16 protein-coding genes are annotated in these 22,131 nt (G+C 38.2%); 3 read left to right on the top strand and 13 right to left on the bottom strand.

Annotated elements, in window-relative coordinates:
* Positions 1-111: 111 nt before the first annotated feature.
* The 4 genes from ACK4R1_RS04080 to ACK4R1_RS04065 all read right to left on the bottom strand — a co-directional run bounded on the left by ACK4R1_RS04080 (position 112) and on the right by ACK4R1_RS04065 (position 4,045).
* Positions 112-1,212: an aspartate kinase gene (locus ACK4R1_RS04080; protein WP_409683942.1), complete on the bottom strand. Its 1,101-nt coding sequence runs from the start codon at positions 1,210-1,212 to the stop codon at positions 112-114.
* A complete protein-coding gene (locus tag ACK4R1_RS04075) occupies positions 1,199-2,200 on the bottom strand; it encodes an alpha/beta fold hydrolase (protein WP_409683940.1) in 1,002 nt (333 codons plus the stop codon). Before ACK4R1_RS04075 ends, ACK4R1_RS04080 begins: the two co-directional genes overlap by 14 nt.
* An 89-nt stretch (positions 2,201-2,289) precedes the next feature.
* Entirely contained in the window at positions 2,290-2,751 is a 462-nt protein-coding gene (locus tag ACK4R1_RS04070) for an OsmC family protein (protein WP_409683938.1), read from the bottom strand.
* Position 2,752: 1 nt separating this feature from the next.
* On the bottom strand, positions 2,753-4,045 hold the full coding sequence (locus ACK4R1_RS04065) for an O-acetylhomoserine aminocarboxypropyltransferase/cysteine synthase family protein (RefSeq protein WP_409683936.1): 1,293 nt from the start codon (positions 4,043-4,045) through the stop codon (positions 2,753-2,755).
* 766 nt (positions 4,046-4,811) lie between these two features.
* Between ACK4R1_RS04065 and metK the strand changes: the two genes are divergently transcribed.
* Positions 4,812-6,062 (top strand): methionine adenosyltransferase, encoded by a 1,251-nt coding sequence (gene metK, locus ACK4R1_RS04060; protein ID WP_409683935.1) that lies wholly within the window; start codon positions 4,812-4,814, stop codon positions 6,060-6,062.
* 291 nt (positions 6,063-6,353) lie between these two features.
* Here the strand turns inward: metK and ACK4R1_RS04055 are convergent, their stop codons facing one another.
* The 3 genes from ACK4R1_RS04055 to ACK4R1_RS04045 are packed head-to-tail and all read right to left on the bottom strand — an operon-like array spanning position 6,354 to position 10,847.
* Positions 6,354-9,083: a carboxypeptidase-like regulatory domain-containing protein gene (locus ACK4R1_RS04055; protein ID WP_409683933.1), complete on the bottom strand. Its 2,730-nt coding sequence runs from the start codon at positions 9,081-9,083 to the stop codon at positions 6,354-6,356.
* A 21-nt stretch (positions 9,084-9,104) separates the two neighbouring features.
* Complete coding sequence (locus tag ACK4R1_RS04050) at positions 9,105-9,944, bottom strand: GLPGLI family protein (RefSeq protein WP_409683931.1); 840 nt, start codon at positions 9,942-9,944, stop codon at positions 9,105-9,107.
* A gap of 21 nt (positions 9,945-9,965) precedes the next feature.
* On the bottom strand, positions 9,966-10,847 hold the full coding sequence (locus ACK4R1_RS04045) for a GLPGLI family protein (RefSeq protein WP_409683929.1): 882 nt from the start codon (positions 10,845-10,847) through the stop codon (positions 9,966-9,968).
* Between the two features lie 119 nt (positions 10,848-10,966).
* Here ACK4R1_RS04045 and ACK4R1_RS04040 point away from each other — a divergent pair, with 119 nt between their 5' ends.
* Complete coding sequence (locus ACK4R1_RS04040) at positions 10,967-11,761, top strand: hypothetical protein (protein ID WP_409683927.1); 795 nt, start codon at positions 10,967-10,969, stop codon at positions 11,759-11,761.
* Positions 11,761-12,375 (top strand): deoxynucleoside kinase, encoded by a 615-nt coding sequence (locus ACK4R1_RS04035; protein ID WP_409683925.1) that lies wholly within the window; start codon positions 11,761-11,763, stop codon positions 12,373-12,375. The genes ACK4R1_RS04040 and ACK4R1_RS04035 overlap by 1 nt, the downstream gene beginning before the upstream one ends.
* A gap of 4 nt (positions 12,376-12,379) precedes the next feature.
* Here ACK4R1_RS04035 and ACK4R1_RS04030 read toward each other — a convergent pair whose 3' ends face one another.
* From ACK4R1_RS04030 to ACK4R1_RS04005, 6 genes are all read right to left on the bottom strand, one after another.
* A complete protein-coding gene (locus ACK4R1_RS04030) occupies positions 12,380-12,817 on the bottom strand; it encodes a hypothetical protein (protein WP_409683923.1) in 438 nt (145 codons plus the stop codon).
* 51 nt (positions 12,818-12,868) lie between these two features.
* Positions 12,869-15,367, bottom strand: a complete 2,499-nt coding sequence (locus ACK4R1_RS04025) for a beta-mannosidase (RefSeq protein ID WP_409683921.1) — start codon at positions 15,365-15,367, stop codon at positions 12,869-12,871.
* Positions 15,364-16,041: a copper homeostasis protein CutC gene (locus ACK4R1_RS04020; protein WP_409683919.1), complete on the bottom strand. Its 678-nt coding sequence runs from the start codon at positions 16,039-16,041 to the stop codon at positions 15,364-15,366. Before ACK4R1_RS04020 ends, ACK4R1_RS04025 begins: the two co-directional genes overlap by 4 nt.
* A 44-nt stretch (positions 16,042-16,085) precedes the next feature.
* Positions 16,086-17,078 carry an isoaspartyl peptidase/L-asparaginase family protein gene (locus ACK4R1_RS04015; protein ID WP_409683917.1) on the bottom strand — a complete coding sequence of 331 codons (993 nt, stop codon included), beginning with the start codon at positions 17,076-17,078 and terminating at the stop codon, positions 16,086-16,088.
* A 2-nt stretch (positions 17,079-17,080) separates the two neighbouring features.
* On the bottom strand, positions 17,081-19,348 hold the full coding sequence (locus ACK4R1_RS04010; RefSeq protein WP_409683915.1) for a family 20 glycosylhydrolase: 2,268 nt from the start codon (positions 19,346-19,348) through the stop codon (positions 17,081-17,083).
* A gap of 93 nt (positions 19,349-19,441) precedes the next feature.
* Positions 19,442-22,009: a sodium-translocating pyrophosphatase gene (locus tag ACK4R1_RS04005; RefSeq protein WP_409683913.1), complete on the bottom strand. Its 2,568-nt coding sequence runs from the start codon at positions 22,007-22,009 to the stop codon at positions 19,442-19,444.
* Positions 22,010-22,131: the final 122 nt, after the last annotated feature.

Here is a 22,131-nt window from a genome sequence, read left to right as displayed (position 1 = left end):
TAAGGACACAGAATTCACATTTGCAAGGGTTTTGAAAAAATAAAAACCTACAACGTTTTCGCGCTGCAGGTTTTTGGGGTTTGAAGGGTTGATTAGTTATTTTTAAGTCGGTTACAACCAAATCGCTTCTTTGATTTTTATTTTCTCGGCCACTTTTAGAATATCGGTTAAGACACCGCGAGCCGTAACCTGTTTTCCGGCTCCGGCGCCTTGAATGACGATTGGGATTTCGCCATACGATTTAGTATAAATTTCGATTAGATTGTCGGCGCCTTTGAGTTGGCCAAGCGCTGAACTTTTGGGTACCGAAACCAATTTAACTTCTAATTGCTTCGTCTTGACATCCAATTCGCCTACATAGCGTAAAGCATGGTTGTCGGCTTGGGTGATTTTGGCAATTTGGAACGGTTTGTCGAACAGTTGTTTGTTTACGGCATATTCCGATTTCGGACTCTTTTCATTCAGATTGGGCAGCAAAAGGGATTCTATTTTGATGTCGGTGAACTCAAACTCTTGTTCGATTTCTCGGGCCAGTATCAATAATTTTCTGGCGACGTCGTGTCCGGATAAGTCGTCTCGGGAATCGGGTTCGGTTAAGCCGTTTTTCTCAGCTTCTAGTAAGATTTTGGAAAATGGCAAATCTTCCGACGAGAATCGGTTGAAGATGTAACTTAACGAGCCTGAGAAAACGCCACGGATTTTGGTGATTTCTTCGCCTGAAAAATGCAAATCGTTGATGGTTTGTACTACCGGTAAACCGGCGCCGACATTGGTTTCGTATAAAAAAGCTTTGTCGTATTTTTTTAAGTTTCTTCTCAGTTCTTTGTAGAAATCGGTGTGCAACGTATTGGCTTTTTTATTGGCGGCTACGATATCAAAGCCGTTTTGAATGAGCGGAATGTAGTTTTTGATGATTTCCGCACTGGCCGTGGCATCTACAGCAATTAGATTGTCTAACTGTTGTTCTTTTACGTATTCGATAATGTCTTCGATTCGGAACGGAATCGCGGATTGGGCGAAGTTGGCTTCCCATTGGTTTTTGAGTCCGTCTTTTTCGAAGAACGCTAAAGTGGAATTGGTGATGATGGGAAATCTTAAGTCTATGTTTCTTTTTTCGAGGAAGATTTTTTGACTTTCGATGACTTGGTTGACTAATGTACTACCGACGTTGCCGATACCAAAAAGGACGATATTGATTCTAAGCGCTGACATACTTTTGTTGTTTTTGAGGATTAAAAATGGGTGCTAAAATTTGGGCTAATTGTTCGAATTCGATTAAAAAGGCGTCATGACCGTGAATGGAATTGATTTCGTGGTAGAAGACGTTTTCTTTGATTGGCTTCAAACTTTGATGAGTTTCCCGATTTTCATCCGGGATAAAAAAGTAATCCGTATCGACCGCGATTATGTGAATATTGCCCTGAATGGTTTTGGCTACTGCCAAAAAATCACCTCTGTCACGAGTAATATCATTGGTTTTGAGCAAATGATTCATCAATTTATAAGCTGATAAACGAAAGCGATTTTTGAGTTTGATGCCGTGGTTGACCAGCCAATTTTCAATTTGAAAAACCGAAGAATCATTGAATTTAGTTCTTTGAAAACGTTGGTTTATAGACTGCGGTGTTCGGTACAACAACATAGCGTGTAAGCGCGCATCGGCAATCGGATCATCAGAATTGTTCAAGATTTGGTCTTGGATTAACACATTGGCAATCACCCAATCGGTGGCTTTCCAATCGGTGGCAATTGGGATTAGATTTTGAACGGCATTCGGTTGCAACACTGCCATTTCCCAGGCTACCGCACCGCCTAAACTGCCGCCGATAACTGCAAATACTTGTTCGATTTTCAGAAAATCTAAACCTTCCCAAAAAATGCGGGCCACATCGCGAATGGTGAAATCTTTGTACGTTGAAATCAAATTGCCAAAGTTGTCATCGTAACCATTTCCGGGAATGTTGAACGCAATTACCGTGAAGTAATTGGTATCGATGATTTTTTCGGTTCCGATTAAATCATTCCACCAACCCTTTTCACCTGTAACATTGGAGTTTCCGGTCAAAGCATGATTGACTACCACAACCGGTGCTGTGCCGATGGGCTGACCAAAAGTTTGATAAAAAAGCGGAATATAAGGTCGTTGCTTTCCGTTTTCTAAATCAAAATTAAACAAGTCTATTTTTTCTAAATTTTTCATATTTTTTTTCATCGCTTTTTAAAAGACTGCCTTCTATTTGAAGATTGAAGACAGTCTTAACAAACAAACAAAACCAATGGCTTTTCTTTTTACAGCACTATGGCTGTGGGTTCATATTCTTTAACCAACACTACGGAAACCGGTGTTGGGTTAATCAAATTATCCTGAACCGGACAGCGGTTTTCCACGGTAATTAACCAATCTTTTAACTGATCTAAAGTGGCGTTAGCAGTAGGTTTTACTGTGACTTCAATCGATTTAAATCCGGCTCTTTCATCGCTAATTTTTCCCTGATATTTGTCTAAACTAAGGGTTCCGGAGATTTCTACTTGAAGTGACTTTAACTCGATACCTTGTTCCTTGGCAACCAATCTTCCGACAGCATTGATACATCCGGCATAACCGGCCAAAATGTATTCTATCGGACTTGGCCCTTCCAATTCGGGAAACGCTTCATTTTTGCTGATTCTGATGTCAAAGTTTTGGGCTTTGACTACGAATTGGTTGTTGTTTTGGGCATAGCCTGTTATGTTTAAGGTTTTTGTGCTCATGTTATGCGGTTTGTGGGGTTTTAATTTTTACGAAGGCTTCTTTTAAATCGGCTTTCAAGTCGTCGATATTTTCTAAACCGACAGACAAACGAATTAGGTCTTTGGTTACTCCGGTGGCTTCTTGCTCAGCGTCAGATAATTGTTGGTGTGTTGTGCTGGCCGGATGAATAATTAATGATTTGGTATCGCCAATATTGGCTAGTAACGAGAACAGTTTAGTTTCATCGGCTACTTTCTTGGCCGCTTCGAAACCGCCTTTTAGACCGAAGGTTACGATGCCGCTTTTGCCTTCCGGTAGATATTCATCGGCTAAAGCTTTGTATTTTGAAGTTTCTAATCCTGGATAATTTACCCACGCTACTTCTTCTTGGGTTTGCAACCATTGAGCTAAAGCCAAAGCATTTTCGCTGTGTTTTTTGATTCTGATTTCCAAAGTTTCTAGGCCTTGAATAGTTTGGAATGCGTTGAACGGGGACAAAGCTGCACCAAAATCGCGTAACCCTTCGATTCTTACTTTGGCGATGAATGACGCTGCGCCTAATGCTTCGTAGTATTTCAAACCGTGGTAACCGGCAGATGGTTCGGTAAATTCAGGAAATTTTCCGTTGCTCCAATCGAAATTTCCGGCATCGATGATTACGCCGCCAAGTGATGTTCCGTTTCCGGTGATGTATTTGGTTAAAGAGTGAATTACTATGTCGGCGCCGTGTTTAATTGGGTTTAGCAAATAAGGCGTAGCGACTGTGTTGTCTACTATGAAAGGTACTTTGAACGCTTTGGCTGTGGCCGAAATCGCTTTTAAATCGAGGACATCTAGTTTTGGGTTTCCTAAGCTTTCGGCGAAAAACGCTCTGGTGTTTTCTTGGGCCGCTTTGGTAAAATTCTCCGGATTGGATGGATCAACGAATGTGGTTGTGATGCCCAATCTTGGTAAGGTTACACTCAGCAAATTGTAAGTACCACCGTAAAGACTGTTGGACGCTACGATGTGGTCTCCTGCTTTTAGTAAAACCAACAAGGTCGTCGAGATAGCTGCCGTTCCTGATGCCGTAACTACAGCACCAATACCACCTTCGAGTGCGGCTAAGCGTTGTTCTAAAATGTCGTTGGTTGGATTGTTCAAACGGGTGTAGATGAAACCGGCTTCGGCTAAGCCAAATAAATTGGCAGCGTGGTCTGAATTGTTAAATACATACGAAGTAGTTTGGTAGATTGGAACGGCTCTGGTTCCTGCGTTTTTAGTAACGTCGTGTCCTGTGTGCAATGCTTTTGTTGCGAATTTTTGTGTGCTCATTTTTTAGATATTTAGATTATTAGATATTTAGATTTTTGGATTATTAGAATAAAAAAAGTCCTTTTGGATGGCTTACCAAAAGGACTTCTAGAGTATAAATATAAACTTCGATTACGTCTTTCGCTTTTGGTAAGTGGATAGGCCAATACAACAACACATCATCATGTGCATCATGCGGTTGTTCATCATCATATTTTTTACTGTTATTTTCATTACTTTGTTTTTAAAGACTTTAGATATTTCCCGAATGTCCACCGGACATTCTCCTCTTAATATCAAATGTTCATTGTTTTAATTTCTTTTGGATTTTGGTTTAAATAAAAAAACCTCTGCAGTTGTGCAGAGGTTTGATGGATATATTTTAAATTTAAAATTATGCCATAAGCGTCCTCTGCGGAGATTTCCACATCATGCGACACATTTGACAAATTGTAAAGTTCATTTTTCGTTGTTTTTGTATGGAGCAAACTTCTGAATGTTTTTTGAATTGACCAAATGAAATTTAAAAATTTAACATTTGAAGTTTGGTTATATATATTTAAATACTACGTATTTAGATTTTTGAAAAAATCATAAATAAAATAAAAAAAGATAAATTGTTTTTTGTTTTCGAATTAGTCTTTATACATTTGCAACCGAAAAATGAGAGGAAAAATTTGAACTGATTGCAACCTCGTTAAAAAATGCTAAAGCAGAAACTCTCCTTTAGCTTTCCTAGCAATCTCCTCTTTTTTCAGTAAAATTAATATTAAACTAAAATATAGTTATGGCTTATTTATTTACTTCGGAGTCGGTTAGTGAAGGACATCCGGATAAGGTGGCAGACCAAATTAGTGATGCGTTAATTGATAACTTTTTAGCCTTTGATGCTGAGTCAAAAGTGGCTTGTGAAACGTTAGTTACTACCGGTCAGGTGATTTTGGCAGGTGAAGTAAAATCGAGCACTTATCTTGACGTTCAACAAATCGCCAGAGAAGTAATCAAAAAAATTGGATACACTAAAAGCGAGTACATGTTTGATGCCGATTCTTGTGGTATTCTTTCGGCCATTCACGAACAATCTGCCGATATCAACCAAGGTGTTGACAGAGCCAGCAAAGAAGAGCAAGGCGCCGGTGACCAAGGAATGATGTTTGGTTATGCGACGAATGAAACGGAAAACTATATGCCATTGGCTTTGGATTTGTCTCATGCTTTGTTGATTGAATTGGCTAACTTAAGAAGAGAAAATAACGAAATCAAATACCTTCGCCCGGATGCGAAATCTCAGGTAACTTTAGAGTATTCTGATGATAACAAACCGGTTAGAATTGACGCGATTGTAATTTCTACACAACACGATGATTTTGCTCCAGAAGCAGAAATGTTGGCTAAAATTAAAAACGATTTGATTTCGATTTTGATTCCAAGAGTTAAAGCCAAATATCCACAATATGCCCATTTGTTTAATGATGATATTACTTACCACATCAACCCAACCGGGAAGTTCGTTATTGGCGGACCACACGGAGACACAGGTTTGACCGGAAGAAAAATCATTGTAGATACTTATGGCGGAAAAGGTGCTCACGGTGGTGGTGCATTCTCAGGAAAAGACCCTTCAAAAGTAGACCGTTCTGCAGCTTATGCTACGCGTCATATTGCTAAAAACTTAGTGGCAGCAGGTTTATGTGATGAGATTTTGGTACAAGTTTCTTATGCGATTGGTGTGGCTAAACCAACCTCTATCAACGTGAACACTTATGGTACTGCCAAAGTAAACTTGACCGACGGAGAAATCAGCAAAGTAGTGGAAGGCATTTTTGATATGAGACCTTACTTCATTGAGCAACGTTTGAAATTGAGAAATCCAATTTACAGTGAAACCGCAGCTTACGGACACATGGGAAGAACACCTGAAACGGTAACTAAAACTTTCCAATTACCTAATGGCGCTCCGAAAACAGTAACAGTAGAGTTATTTACTTGGGAGAAATTAGATTTCGTAGATAAAGTAAAAGCAGCTTTCGGGATTTAGTTTTAACCGCTAAGTACGCAAAGGTTTACGCAAAGTGCGCTAAGAATTAAATGGGTTAATATTCAGCTGTTTGAAGTTTCAATTTATTTAATTGCAATCCCGATAGCTATCGGGAGCAAACTGATATGCAAATCCCGAAATTTTGGGGCGCAAATAAAAACCCAATCTTGTTTTGAAAACGAGATTGGGTTTTTTATTTTTAGCCCCGATTGCAGTGGAAATCCTTTTTGGATTTTCCTGTAGCATAGCGAAAGGAAAATCCAAAAAGATTGCAACGTAAAGCGGGATTGGCTACAAATTATATTTCAAACTGAAAATGATATACCTTGGTTGCACTCTGTACTGAGAATTTCGGGTAGAGAATTGGGAGAAATTGTCATCGTTTAGCGATGTGGTATTTAGTAAGTTTGTGGCCGCAATTTTGTATTCCCAATGGCTGTCTTTTGTTTTCTGATAAGTCAAGCTAGCCGATAAAAAGTCGTATTCTTGGTCGACCGTTTTGGCTTTGTTGTAATAATGAAAAAACTCGTATTCGCTGACAAAAGAAAAGCTTTTCAAGAAGAAATAATCTAATTTCACCGACGGACTATCGGTGTAGAAATTATCATTTGGGTATTGGTTTACCGAATAGGAATACGCCAATTCGATATTAGGCAAGTTCTTAAAATTGGTGGAAGCATCGATGCGATAATTTTGGGTAAAACTTTCGGTATCCACTACATTTTCTTGTGAATTTATTGGGTTTACTTGAATGTTATAGAACTTGCTCCAATTTAAAGTGGCACTGACATTGGCTTTATAATATTTAAGGAATGAACGTCCGTAACGTGCATTAGCAGAAAAAGTTTCTTCTCCAAAAGGAGAATTAAATGGTGAACCTATTTGATTTACGCCTTCAAATAATGCTCTAGTCTTGATGGCATCATTGGTTTTAGAATAGTTTAAAAGACCACCGAAGTTTTCAAAGTTGAACATGTTGAACTTTTGGTAGGATAGCGTATGATTTTGGGTCTCGGAATTATTCAAATTACGATTGCCGGAAAATAAATTGCTGTAACTATTAAAAATAGTTCCTAACGAGTAATTATTAATATTGGTAAAGTTATTGGTGATTCCGAAGTTATAGGTCAAAGATTCCGATTTTTTGATTTGGTAAATCATTTGAAAATCGGGCAATAGGCGAAATATTTCCTGATTGACATCGGTTCCTAATTGCGTATTGGTTAAGTTAAATCGGTGTAAAGTAACTCCGGGCGTGAAGGTAAATTTGCCTGTTAACCATTTGAAATGAAACCCTAAAAAAGTATCATTGAAACGATAGCTCACGTCATTGTTGTTCTCGGCAGCGGTCAAATTGTTTGTGGTTCCGTCATCCAAACGTTGGAAAATAGAAGAATTTAAACTTTGGTACACATACGAATTGGCTAACGTGAAATTCAAGTTTGTTTTTGGCGTTAATACATAGTAATAATCCAATCGGCTGTCGAATTTATTGGTTTTGATAAATCGGCTTTGCGTTAAATCGTTTCGGTTTTGATTTTCGTTATAACCTAAAAAATCAAAAGGTTGAAACTCTAAATTGGCATTGTACAACGGATCTTCGTTTTGGTGCAAATACTGACTTTCGAAGGCAAAAATGTGCTTGTCTGTTGGCGTATAATAAAAACTCAAGTTTTGATTGATGTTGATCGGATCTTGCTTTTTAGAAGTGAAAACACTTTCATTAGAATCTACTCCGGAAACATAGTTAAACACCTGACGGTTGAGTTCATTGTTTTCTCTTTGGGCTGAAATTCGACTGAGAATGTCGTAATCCAATTGAAATTTGGCACTTGGTTTATAGGTTGCGCTGAACTTGAATAAGCCCAAATTATTTTTCTGACTTCCGGCGTCGTCTCTAATTTCAGAGGAAGCAACATTGGTGGTATTGGGTTGCAAGATATTAACCGTAGAATTGGTTTCCGTATCCACTAAAGTAGAAGTACCGATAACAAATCCGCTTAAACTCCAACTTTTGGATGGATTATAAGAGAAATTAGTCGCACCAAAATGCGATTCGATTTCCTTAACACGATTGTCTTGAAAAAAGCTAATCCCTAAAGAATTGCTTCCTACATTGATGCTTCCGCCGCCTTTGCCCATGATGTTTCGGAAACCGCCACTAAAGCGGAAATAATCTTGAATGGTGAAAGCTTGTTGCCCAACATTATTACTATTTCCCATAACATTAATACTGTATTTTGGGCTGTAATAAAAAGCCTTTGGTGCAACGGCATAACGAGTATCATCGTGACCAACGCCAATTCCGGCGGTCATGTCTCCAAACCAGAAGTTTTTCTTTCCGGATTTTAGTTTGATGTTCATCGCCAAGTTATCTTGGTTATTTTCCACACCTTTCATGATGGAATTTTCGTTGTAGTTACGCAATACTTGTACTTTGTCGATGGCATCGGCCGGAATATTTTTCACGCCTAATTTGGTATCACCATCAAAAAAGTCTTTGCCTTCAACCATCAATTTGGTTACCGATTTTCCTTCGACTTTTACTTGACCATCGGCATCAACTTCGACACCGGGTAATTTTTTCAGTACGTCTTCTAATTTTCTTTCGGTTCCGGTTTTAAACGAATCGGCATTGTAAACAATCGTATCGCCTTTGATAGAAACCGGCATTTCTCTAACGATTTCAACTCCGTCTAATTCAATTCCACCACTTTCCATGGTGATGTTTTGGGTGATGTTTTCGGCTTTAGTAGTAATGGTAATTTCTTTGTTTTGCATGCCCAAATAACTCAACTTGATAGTGTAAGTTGCGTTGGTTTTCAAATTCAGCAAAAATTTACCTTTGTCGTTTGTTATGGCATAGGCGTCCATTGCTTTAGTCGCTTGGTTCATTGCCATAACGTTGGCCATTTCTAGTGGCGCTTTGGCATTGTCTTGAATAGTTCCTTCGAATCTGATGGTTTGGGCAAAAGAAAGGGTTGTAATAAAAAAGAATATAAATAGTACCGTTTTTTTCATTGTTTTGGCTTAGGTCGTTGATTAATGTTCGAAAATAATGACTCCGTCTTCGTTTTTCATGCTATCCTCTTTTTTCTTTCGGATTTCATCAAATTTCTTTTGGGTTACTTTTTCTCCTTTATTAGGCACTTTGATTTTGGCTTTTTCTTTATTGCTTAGAGTCACTTTGGAACAAAGAAGTATATTGGTTCCGTCATTAACTTCTAGTATCAATCCCGGTAAACCCCAATAATTATCGGGACCAAAACTGACCGGAATTTCTGGTGTGTACCAAACGGTAACGACTTTATCTTCTGGTTTGTCCATTTTGAAAAGTGCAGGTTTTTTTTCTTCTTTCTTCAAAAATTCCTCATAATTCTGTTGTTGCTTTTCACTGACCGGAATAACCAACTCGGCTTTAAAACAAGTATAGTCACCAATTGTTTTAGTTTCATCCACTAATTTCCAATCCGGTTTTACCAATGGTTCTGTAATCAAGAATTCTTTCCCGAAGATATTATCTTCCACAAAGCTTTGTTGTTCTTTGACATTAAGGTATTTTTTGCCGGAACTGACATAGGAGATTGAAATAGAAATCCCGTCGGAGTTGTTTTGAGGTTTCTCCAATGCCTTTTCTTCTTCATAAAGACATTCTGTTTTATTGAAAGTAAGCAGGTATTGCTTTTCCGAAGCTTTTTTCAAGGCTTCTTGAACTGCCTTTTGAAATTCAGGATCTATGGGTTCTTTGGGTTTAGATTCTGTTTTTTCGGTTTTCTTCTTGGCAATTCTTTTTGAAAAATATTCTGCTTTTCCTAAAAAATCTTGTGCGTTTGCTAAAAACCCCATCAGCAAAAAAGAGACAATCAGTAGAACTTTAGTCATATTAAATTTGATTAACAATGATTATCTACTCATTCTCATTTGGAATCCGCCACGTCCATTGTTCATTTCGCTCATCTCTTCCATCTTCTTGACTACAATTTCATCATATTCTTTTTGAGAGACTTCTTTTCCAGTTTTTGGTGCTTTGATTTCGACTTTTTCTTTTGGATTTAAAACAATTTTGGAACAAAGAATAGTAGTCTTTCCGTCATTCACTTCCAAAATCAATCCCGGTAAACCCCAATAGCCTTCCGGACCTTGACTAACCGGAATTTCCGGAGTATACCAAGCGGTAATGGTGATTTCTTTAGGTAATTCTATTTGGTCCATGAAGTTGGTTTTAGCTTCTTCTTTGGCTTTATCCTCTTTTTTATCTTCCTCTTTTTTAGGTCTGAAATTTCTAAAATCAGTTTTGCTTGCCGGAATAACCACTGTAGCTTTGAAACAATTATAGCCGCCAATGACTCTGGTTTCTCCTGTCATTTGCCAATTGTAAGTTGTCAAAGAATCTTTTACCAAAAACTCTTTACCCATGAACTCTTTGTCTACTTTATAAGTTTTCTCTTTGACATTTTTATAATAGGTTCCGCCGCCGCCCATGAAGGAAGACATCATTCTCATGCCACCGCCACCTTGTCCGGGAGTATCAAGCTTTTCTTCTTCTTTATAAATGGAAGCCGATTTGTCGAAGTTGAGAAAAAAAGTTTTTTCGAACATTTTTTTCATGCGTTCTTCAATCATTTTCTGCATTTCGGGAGTAATTTCTCTGTTGCCTTCAAAACGGGATTTGAAGTCAGCCGTACTGGTTTTGGATTCGTAAACCGCCATACCTTGAAAGTCTTTTTGGGCATGAGTAGCTAAATATGAGAATACTAAAAACGAAGCGAATACTATTTTTTTCATTGTTTTAGGTTTTTGATACGACAAATATGACGATAGTAAACGAAATCTGTTACCAATCTTTTGTTAAAATATTAGGTGACATCCGATGAAATTAATTTGGTTTGCCGTAAATTAGCTCTATGATGAAAAAGACCATTTATCTTCTATTATTCATGATTTCTTTTTTGGGTTTTAGCCAAAATCCGAAATTAAAAACTACCGCTATCAATGCTGAAACTGTAGAAAATAAAATCTACTTAGGATTTGATGGTTTAGGCCATAATTATTACCTTAAAAACAATGTTTTTATCAAGCAAGACAACGTTCAAACATGGGAGTATAAAAACGTAGCATTGGGAAAAATCACGTCGGTAGATTATATCAATCCTCTGAAAATTGTCCTTTTTTATGAGGATTTCAATACCATAATTACGGTTGACAACCAGCTTAACGAAATCCAAAAACTGAATTTTTTTGAAATTGATAATACTATTTTCACTTCTAAGGTTGGCATGGCCTCCCAAAATCAATTGTGGATTTACAATGCGTTAACCCAACAAATACTTTTGTTTGATTACTTGAAAAATACTTCCAAAAAAGTAGGCAATCCTGTAGCAGAAAACATCAAATACAGCCAAACCGATTTCAATAATTTTTATTGGGTTGACGACCTCAACAATTGGTATGCTATCGACATCTTTGGTAAAGTCACTTTATTGGCCAACATTCCGCCTTTTGAAAAAATCCAAATCATTGATCGTGATAAATTGTTGTTTTCAAGAGACAACACACTCTACTGCTTGAACAATCAAACGAAAACAGTTTTCGAAATCGAGATTGTTGAGAAATCATTCGAAAATTTTTATTACAAAGACCAAATTTTAGCTATTTTTACCAACCAACAAATTAAGAATTTTAAAATAAAACTACCATAATGCACATAGCAGTAGCAGGAAATATAGGCGCAGGAAAGACCACTTTAACCCGATTTTTAGCCAAACATTTTAAATGGGAACCTCATTTTGAAGACGTGGTTGACAATCCGTATTTGGACGATTTCTACCACCAAATGGAACGTTGGTCCTTTAACTTGCAAATTTATTTCTTGAATTCGCGTTTTCGTCAAGTGCTGCAAATTCGCGAAAGCGGTAAAAACATTATTCAGGATAGAACGATTTATGAAGATGCGCATATTTTTGCGCCCAACTTACATGCGATGGGTTTGATGACCAACAGGGATTTTCAAAACTATACTTCGCTTTTTGACTTGATGGAAGGCTTGGTTGGTTCTCCGGATTTGTTGATTTATTTGAGAAGTTCGATTCCCAATTTGGTTTCCCAAATTCACAAACGCGGTCGAGATTACGAAAACACCATTTCGATTGACTACCTAAGCCGTTTGAACGAGCGCTACGAAGCTTGGATTACCACTTACGACAAAGGAAAACTCTTGATTATTGATGTTGACAATGTGGACTTCGTAAACAATCCGGAAGATTTAGGAATGATTATCAATAGAATTGACGCAGAGATAAACGGGTTGTTTTAATTGGTTATTTTGAAGATTCTATTTCAACCAACAAGCGTTTTAAACGAAGCATTATAAAATCACAAATATTTTTAAAAGCCAAATAAGCATCATTTTCTGCTTCTTTACTTGGGGCTGAAACTCTTTCATTCGGATATTTCCTTTGGAATTTCATAAGTTCATTTCCAACAAAAAAATCTTTAGTTCCAATCCATTCTCGACATTCTAAGTTTTTCTTTTTCTGAGTAATACTATCCAATCCTTTAATGGCTTGGTTGTGAAAATCAAATTGCAAATCTTGATACACCCAAAAAAGTTCCTTGGTGCAATTGACTCTATCTTTTCGAAGAGTAAGACATTCCTTGTACTCAACAAGCAAACTATCAAGAGTAGCTTGAGTTTGACTATAAAAGACTTCGCAGTAAAAGAAACTAATCAAAACAATAATGGCCTTTTTCAGCATAATAAGATAATTTACACACAAAAATAATATAAATCCGTTTGAGTTAGTTGTTTACCTTAAAGTATCAAATAATGATTTTGCATTTATACTGCTAATCGGTTTTGATAATTTAATTTGCACTTTTTGACCCGGTAAAATATCAAAATAATTATTGCTGAAAAAAGTAACTTCTTCCGAAAACAAAAAAACATTTTTGGCCAACACATCAGAAGAAATCTCATATGTCAACTCGTCAAGTTTAATAATCTGAATATTGGGTTTGGTGAGTTGTAAATCTTTAGGCTTAACAAAATAATAAAGCGAATTAGCCGATTTATCTTTCGAATTAAACGAAACAGCAAGCACCGCATTTTTCAAATCAAATCCTCCAAAATCTTTTTTAGGAATGGCTAAATGAATCAAAGCTGAGTTCTCAGGAATAACAACCGCTGCCACCGCATCCCATAGTAGTTCTCCTGTGAAATCGAATAATTGAACATCAAAACGAGCATCAAAAGATTTGAAATCATCATTGATAATCATAATATCATATTGATTCTCTTTTTCTTTAACCGAAATCAACACCTTCTCAAAACTTCGCTTCGCCTGATATTGAAACGCTTTCCATCTTCCATAATAATCCACCGAACTCCAAGAAGTCACGGGCCAACAATCATTGAGTTGCCAAAACAAAGTTCCCATGCATTTTCGATCGGTTCGATGGGCTTCAATTGCCATTTTCATGCCTTCAGCTTGTAGCAATTGAGACACATAAATATAGTCTTCAAAACTTTCCGGTACTTGGTAATCTCTAGCCATGTACTCGTTGATGGTTTTATATCCCGTTGGATGTTTTTGATGGTTTTTGACAGCTTCCGAATCAAAGTTCAATTCGTCACTTTTGGCGAAAGCCTGAAACGTTTTAACATCGGGCATTCCTTGAAAACCATATTCGCTCATGAAACGCCCGACCTTTTTTTGGTACATTTCAAAAGGCTCCATTCCCCACCAAACGCCCCAATAATGAGCATCACCGCTAAGCAAACTTTCCTTTCTTCCCCAACCGATTGACGGAGACGAAGGCCAATAACGGTTTTCGCTTTTTGGCAATAAACTGTCAAGCGTTTGAGGAATAAGTTCGTGAAATAACTTTTGGTAATCTTTCCAAATTTTAGTCGAATCGGCTTCTGAATAGTTGTATTGCTTCTGCCAACCCCAATTGTGCCAACCTTCATCGTTTTCGTTATTGCCGCACCAAAGCGCCAAACTTGGATGGTTTTGCAAACGAGAAACGTTGTCAATGACTTCTTGTTTTACATTGACTAAAAAGGCGGCATCGCCGGGATACATCGCGCAAGCAAACATAAAATCTTGCCAAACTAAAATGCCTTTTTGGTCGCATTCTTCATAAAAAACATCTTCCGCATAAACGCCGCCACCCCAAACGCGTAGCATATTCATGTTAGCATCGATGGCATTTTTAACGATAGATTGGTAAACAGAATCGGTTACACGTGGCAAAAAACTATCGGGCGGAATTACGTTAGCGCCTTTCATAAAGACCGGTTTCCCGTTGACTTTAAAATAAAAGCTCTTACCGATTTCATCTTTTTCTTGAACTAATTCGATAGTTCGCAAGCCGATATTTAATTTTTTTGAGTCAATAATTTGATTGTTTTGGGTTAAGCTAACCTCAAAAGGATATAAATGGGCTTTCCCTAAACCATTCGGCCACCACAATTTCGGATTCGCAATTTCGTAGGTGAATGATAAATTGTTTTTGCCTTTTTTGAGTGAGATTGATGCTGATTTATTATTGATTTTTAATTGGTATTGAGAAGCACTTGTGCTATTTATTTCTACCATAAAAACAACTTTCGCCAAATCTTCATCAGTTAAATCTTGATTGGTTTTGAGGTTTGATATTGTGGCATTGTCCCAAAAATGAAGCGCTACTTTCTTGTAAATTCCAGCCGTAACGAATCGCGGTCCCCAATCCCAACCGAAATGGTATTGCGCTTTTCGGGTGAAGACTTTTTCATCTCCGGGTAAAGTATAAGGTAGCTTTTTAGCTTCTTCTTTTCCTTTTTTAACGGCAGAAGCAAAAGTGATTTGAAGTTTATTTTGTCCTACTTTCAGCACTTTCTTAACGTCAACTTCCCAAGTTCGGAACATATTGTTGGCAGAAAGGATTTTGATTCCGTTTAAAAAAACTTCAGCAAAAGTGTCTAAGCCATCGAATTGTAAAACGGCATTTTGATGGTTCAATTCTGCTTTGGTAATGGTGAAAGTCGTTTGGTATTGCCAATCTTCGTTTTCAATCCATTGCAACTGTTTTTCATTGGCTCCAAAAAATGGGTCGGGTATGACTTTATTGGCCAACAAATCGGTGTGCACCGTTCCGGGAATTTTTGCGGGAAGCCATTTAACATCGGCTGCTTTTTTGAAAGCCCAATTTTCTGCACTAAGATTACGATGGTTGTTTTGACCAATCGCTATTATTGAAGTGCACAACAATAGCAGTAATAAATACTTCTTGAGATTTGAACCATATAAGACTTTTAAGTTCATTGGAGCTTGGATTTTAAGGCTTGAATTTCGGTTGCGTTTGCGACTTCACTTCCGTCTGTAATAGCAGACGAATGGTAAAAAACAGCTTTGGTATTTTGTTGAATGGTTTTAATGTTCGTAGAGCGCAAACCGCCACCAGGCATGATGGTGATTCGGTTATTGGCTTCGGAAATTAATTCGGCTAAACGACTCATACCTTCATTCACATTTTGGGCTTGACCCGAAGTTAAAATCGTTTTAAATCCGCAATCGATGATTTCTTCCAAAGCTTCAAAACCATTTTCAACTTCATCAAAAGCGCGGTGAAACGTGCATGGCAATGGGTTAGCCAAATCGATTAAAGTTTTATTTTGTTCTAAATTAATCGCCTTATCTTCTTTCAAAATCCCGAATACAAAGCCGTCAACTTTTAGTTCCTTTAAGCCTAAAATATCGGATTGCATTTGCTGTAATTCTTCCTCAGAATAAACAAAGTTTCCTCCACGAGGTCGAATCATGACGTACAAATCGATGGTTAACTTTTCTCTGGCTAGCTTGACAGTTTCAAAATTAGGAGTTGTACCACCAACAGCTATTCCGGCACAAAGTTCCACTCTATCGGCTCCGTTTTCTTGAGCGATGAGTGCAGATTCTAAGTTGAAACAAGCGATTTCTAATTTTCTATTGGAAGACATTTAATTAGCAATAGATTACACAGATTAAACGGATTTTAACAGATTTATTTTAAAAAGTAGTCAGCGTCAACCAACTTACTTCCGGAATGGTCATTAACCGCATAGTTGAATCCGCTTTGAATACAATACGACCCGTAATTCCCTTGTTTGTCTAAAGCGATGAACCCAACCTGAATATCTTTGAGGTTTTTATTTCGATTTTGAGTCAGTTTTACAATACGCGAAACGGCTTCTTCACAAGCTTGCTGCGGAGATTTTCCTTGTCGCATTAATTCTACTACTAAATGGCAACCGGCAATTCGAATTACTTCTTCGCCATGACCTGTTGCGGTGGCAGCGCCAATTTCATTATCGACATACAAACCCGCACCGATGATAGGTGAATCACCTACTCGACCGTGCATTTTGAAAGCCATACCGCTAGTGGTACAAGCGCCGGAAAGATTCCCGTGAACATCCAAAGCAATCATGCCGATCGTATCGTGATTTTCAATATTGGCTATGGGTTTGTACTGACTGGTTTTGAGCCATTCTTTCCATTCTTTTTTGGAGTCTTCTACTAAAAGATTTTCTTTTTTGAAGCCTTGAGACAACGCAAATTGTAATGCGCCATCACCGACTAACATTACATGAGGTGTTTTTTCCATCACAACTCGTGCGACAGAAATCGGATGTTTAATGTGTTCCAAAGCCGCTACCGCACCGATATTCGAAAATTCGTCCATGATGCAAGCGTCGAGTGTTACTTTGCCGTCTCTGTCCGGTCTTCCGCCGTAGCCGACACTTCTTTCTTTGGGATCGGCTTCGGGAACTTTAACTCCGGCTTCTACCGCATCGAGTGCTCGACCGTTATTCTTTAGAATTTCCCATGCAGCGCCATTGGCTTGCACTCCGAAGTTCCAGGTAGAAATAACGATGGGTTTATTGATTTTACCTTTGGGCTTTGCCGAATGATCTTCTTTAGAAGTAAATGAATACAGCGCCAAGGCTACTGACCCTGCGGCGGCTGTTTTGAGAAAGTTTCTGCGATTGCTCATGGTTATTCTACGGTTATTTCATCTGCAAAAAGCCAAGCTTTGTTTCCGGCTCCGGGTTGACCGTCGGGAATAGTGCCGAAGTTTTCGACCGTTACTTTTACAAATTGTATGTTTTTATGATTGCATTTAAGTTCAACTTGACCATTCGCTTTTTGAATTTCTTCGGAAGAAAAAGTACCGACAGTTTCAAATTGCGTCATATTTTCTGAAACTTGGAAAGTTACTTTTTTGGGGAAATAAATCCATGAAGAAGGACTGCTCAACAATCCAACACTTAATTTATTGATTTTTTGTTTACTGCCTAAATCGATAGTCGCATTTAAGTCGGTGCCCGAAAAGCCTAACCAATGTTGTCCGAATTTGGCTTTATCACCTTTAATCCCATCGACCAAAGTAAAACCACCGCCTTTGGCATAATTCCCATTGGGTTGATTTTGTAGCGAAACCAATTGGCTTGTGGCTTTATGAATGAAGAACGATTGTTCAGCGAGATTGCTTTTGGCAAGATCATTTTCGAAATACGCTGATTTGATCGTTTGTGATTTGGTAATTTCCAATGGTTGATTGTAAATCTTTGATTGAGCTGTTGGATTAGTTCCATCGGTTGTATAATGAATTCCGTTGGGTTGTTGATTGGTTTTCAATAAATACAACACACCATTACCACCGGGTTTTGGCATCACCTCTGAACTAATTTCAAAAATCGCTTTACTGTAGTTGATGCCTTTTCTATCTAAAACAGAAAAATGTTGAATCATTCTCTTTTCAAAATCGATATACTTTTCCGGATTGGATGTTCCCCAAAGCACTTCAGATAGCGCCATCATTCTGGGGAAAATCATGTATTCAACTTGTCTAGTTGTTTCTATGTATTCTGTCCAAACATTGGCTTGCGCTCCGAGAATGTATTTTGTTTCTTCGGTTGATAATTCCTTTGGTGTAGGATTAAACGAATAGACTTTTTCTACCGGTGTAAATCCGCCAAAAGCCAATGGTTCATTCTTTGGATTTCCCTGATAATGGTCGAAATAGCAATGTGAGCCCGGTGACATGACTACATAATGATTTTGTTTGGCTGCTACAATTCCGCCTTCGGTTCCACGCCAACTCATTACGGCTGCATTTGGAGCCAAACCGCCTTCGAGAATTTCGTCCCAACCGATAATTTTTCGCCCTTTGCTGTTGACAAATTTTTCTATTCTTTGGATGAAATAGCTTTGAAGTTCGTGCTCGTCTTTCAATCCTTTTGCTTTCATCAAATTTTGACAATGTGGACAATTTTTCCAACGGGTTTTTGGACATTCGTCACCGCCGATGTGTATGTATTGAGACGGGAATAGAGCGATGACTTCGGATAAAATATTTTCCAGAAACGTGAAAGTTTCCTCTTTGGGACAGAATACATCGTCTAAAACGCCCCATTGTTTGCCTACTTCAAACGGACCGCCGGTACAGGAATATTGTGGATAGGCAGCTAAAGCGGCAACAGCATGACCGGGCATTTCAATTTCGGGCACCACTGTAATGTGACGTTGTTTGGCATAGGCGATCACTTCTTTGATTTGGTCTTGCGTATAAAATCCACCATAGCGAATGGTGTCGTATTTTTGTTCGTTGTAGTGACCAACCATCGAACCGTTTCGCCATGCGCCGACTTCGGTCAGTTTAGGATATTGTTTGATTTCGATGCGCCAGCCTTGGTCATCGGTCAAGTGCCAATGAAACGTATTGAACTTGTACATCGCTAAATAATCAATATATTTTTTGATGAAATCTACGGAGAAGAAATGTCGGGCGCAATCGAGGTGCATGCCGCGCCATTTGTATTTAGGATCATCAAAAATATTTAAACATGGTATCTTTATAGCAGTGTCATTTTCTGATGGCAATAACTGCAAAAGTGTTTGAATTCCATAAAAAAAGCCATTGGCCTTGACGGCTCTTATTTCGATTTTGTCTTGGGCTACGGAAAGAGCATAAAACTCGTTTTTATCATCCGTTTCCATAAACTCGAGTGTGAGTTTTATTTTGGATTTTGCTTCAGAAGAAAGGGAAATTTTCAAATCAAGTCCGAGTTGCTGTTTGATAATTTCTTTTAAATAATTAGCTTCAAAAGAATTGCTCTCGGCTATGATTACCGTTTCGGCTGTCAAATCAAAATAACCGCTGACAACTTGCATTTGTGTTGGTTGCGGAATTAAAGGCAATGAATTTTGCGAAAAGGCAAGATTGAAAAATAACAGTAAAAAGAAGGCAAATTTATGAGTCATAGAAGTGTTGTTTGTCTTGGCTAATTTAAACAAAAAAGACAAAAAAAATGCCCCGCGGTTGCGAGGCATATTTATTATATTAAAATCTTACGACTATTTTAAAGCATCTACTTTAGCTTTTACTTCAGCTTCTGTACCTTCAAAAGTTTGTGTTGTAGCCGTTCCGCCTACTGTAGTAGTTACAGTAGCTTTCGCCTTACCGTTAGTGTTGGTAATTTCAACTCTTACGTCTTTAGTAGCTGTAGCCGCTTCAGATTTTGCACAACAGTCTTTTTTGTTAGCGATGAATTTACCGTCAGCACCGTAGTGAGATAAGCAAGCTTCTTTTTGTTCAGGTGTACAACCTAAAGAATCGCACATTTTAGCACATTCTTCTTTGGTCATGTCTTTACATTTGCTCATGTCGCATTTGCCTATCATTCCACCATCTTTACAAGCTTTCATTTCAGTAGAACATTTCATAGCTTTATGATCTGCAGCACCGGCTTCGTGACCACCTAAGATTGGCGCGATAACTAAACCAATCAAACAAGTTAATTTGATTAAGATGTTCATCGATGGACCAGAAGTGTCTTTAAATGGATCACCAACAGTATCTCCAGTTACGGCTGCTTTGTGAGCATCAGAACCTTTGTATGTCATTTCTCCGTTGATTTCAACACCTGCTTCGAAAGATTTTTTAGCATTATCCCAAGCACCACCTGCGTTGTTTTGGAACACTGCCCAAAGCACACCAGAAACGGTAACTCCGGCCATATAACCACCTAACATTTCAGCGATTAATTGGTTGTTGTCTGCGTAAACTAATTTACCCAATAATACGATTGCAATTGGGAAACCAATGGTTAAAACACCCGGCAACATCATTTCTCTTAACGCAGCTTTAGTAGAAATCTCTACACATTTACCATATTCAGGTTTTCCTGTACCTTCCATGATACCCGGAATTTCTTTGAACTGACGACGTACTTCGTACACCATGTCCATGGCCGCTTTACCAACAGAATTCATTGCCAAAGCAGAGAACACTACAGGAATCATACCTCCAACGAACAACATTGCTAAAACAGGTGCTTTGAAGATATTGATACCATCAATTCCTGTGAAAGTTACGTAAGCAGCGAATAAAGCCAATGAAGTCAACGCAGCAGAAGCTATAGCAAAACCTTTACCTGTGGCAGCGGTAGTGTTACCTACTGAATCCAAAATGTCTGTTCTTGTACGAACTTCTTTTGGTAATTCACTCATTTCAGCGATACCACCGGCGTTATCAGAGATTGGTCCGAAGGCATCGATTGCTAATTGCATAGCGGTTGTAGCCATCATAGCTGAAGCAGCTAAAGCCACACCATAGAAACCGGCAAAAGCATAAGAAGCCCAGATAGCACCAGCGAATAATAATACGGTTGGGAAAGTAGAAATCATACCAGTCGCTAAACCGGCGATTACGTTAGTTCCTGCACCTGTTGAAGATTTTTGTACAATAGCCAAAACCGGTTTTGTACCTAAACCTGTGTAATATTCAGTAACAGAAGAAATAACTCCACCAACTACCAATCCAACGATAGTCGCGTAGAATACTCTCATTGAAGAAATTTGTTGTGCCCCTTCACCATAGAATTCCATGGTCATTGTTTCCGGCAACAAATATTTCACTAAGAAGAAACAAGAAATAGCCGTTAAGATGATAGAAACCCAGTTTCCAACATTTAAAGCCCCTTGAACTTGTTTTTCTTTAGCGTCATCACTTGATATTTTTACTAACATCGTTCCGATGATAGAGAATAAGATTCCGAAACCGGCAATTGCCATTGGCAATAAAATTGGACCAATACCACCGAAAGCGTCTTCGATTTTTCCACCCATATCTTTGATTACGTAGTTCCCAAGAACCATCGCAGCCAATACAGTTGCTACATACGAACCAAATAAATCGGCACCCATACCGGCAACGTCACCTACGTTATCTCCTACGTTATCGGCAATAGTTGCAGGGTTTCTTGGATCATCCTCAGGAATTCCAGCTTCAACTTTACCTACTAAGTCGGCACCAACATCAGCCGCTTTGGTATAAATACCACCACCAACACGAGCAAACAAAGCGATAGATTCAGCTCCCAAAGAGAAACCGGCTAACGTTTCTAAAACGATAGTCATGTCTTCTGTAGAAGTCCAAACGCCATTCATAAAATAACGGAAGAAAAGAATAAAGAAACCTGTCAAACCTAGAACGGCTAAACCTGCAACACCTAATCCCATTACTGTTCCACCACCGAAAGAAACTTTCAAAGCTTGAGGCAAACTTGAACGAGCCGCTTGTGTAGTTCTAACGTTGGTCTTGGTTGCAATTTTCATCCCCATATTTCCTGCTAAGGCAGAAAAGAAAGCTCCGAAAATAAAAGCCACTACAATTAATATGTGTGTTGTTGGAACTAAAAAAGAAATCCCGGCTAACACAGCACTGGCAATCAATACGAATACTGCCAATAATCTGTATTCAGCTTTTAGAAAAGCTAAAGCTCCTTCATAAATATAATCTGATATCTCTTTCATTTTGCCATCACCTGCATCTTGTTTCAAAACCCAAGATCTTTTGATAGCCATAAAAGCTAATCCAATTAATGCCATCACTATTGGCACATAAATCATCATTGATTCCATAAATATAATTTTTGTTATAAATTTTATCGGTCGCAAAAGTAACAAAACTTTAACAAATAAAAACAATATAATTGGGGAATATTAGTTCAATTGATATACATGTATTTAAAGTAAATTATTGC

It is taken from the genome of Flavobacterium sp., assembly GCF_046293665.1.
Taxonomy (GTDB): Bacteria; Bacteroidota; Bacteroidia; order Flavobacteriales; family Flavobacteriaceae; genus Flavobacterium.
Note: the sequence above shows the minus strand (reverse complement) of the source record. Positions and strands in the feature narration are given on the sequence as shown.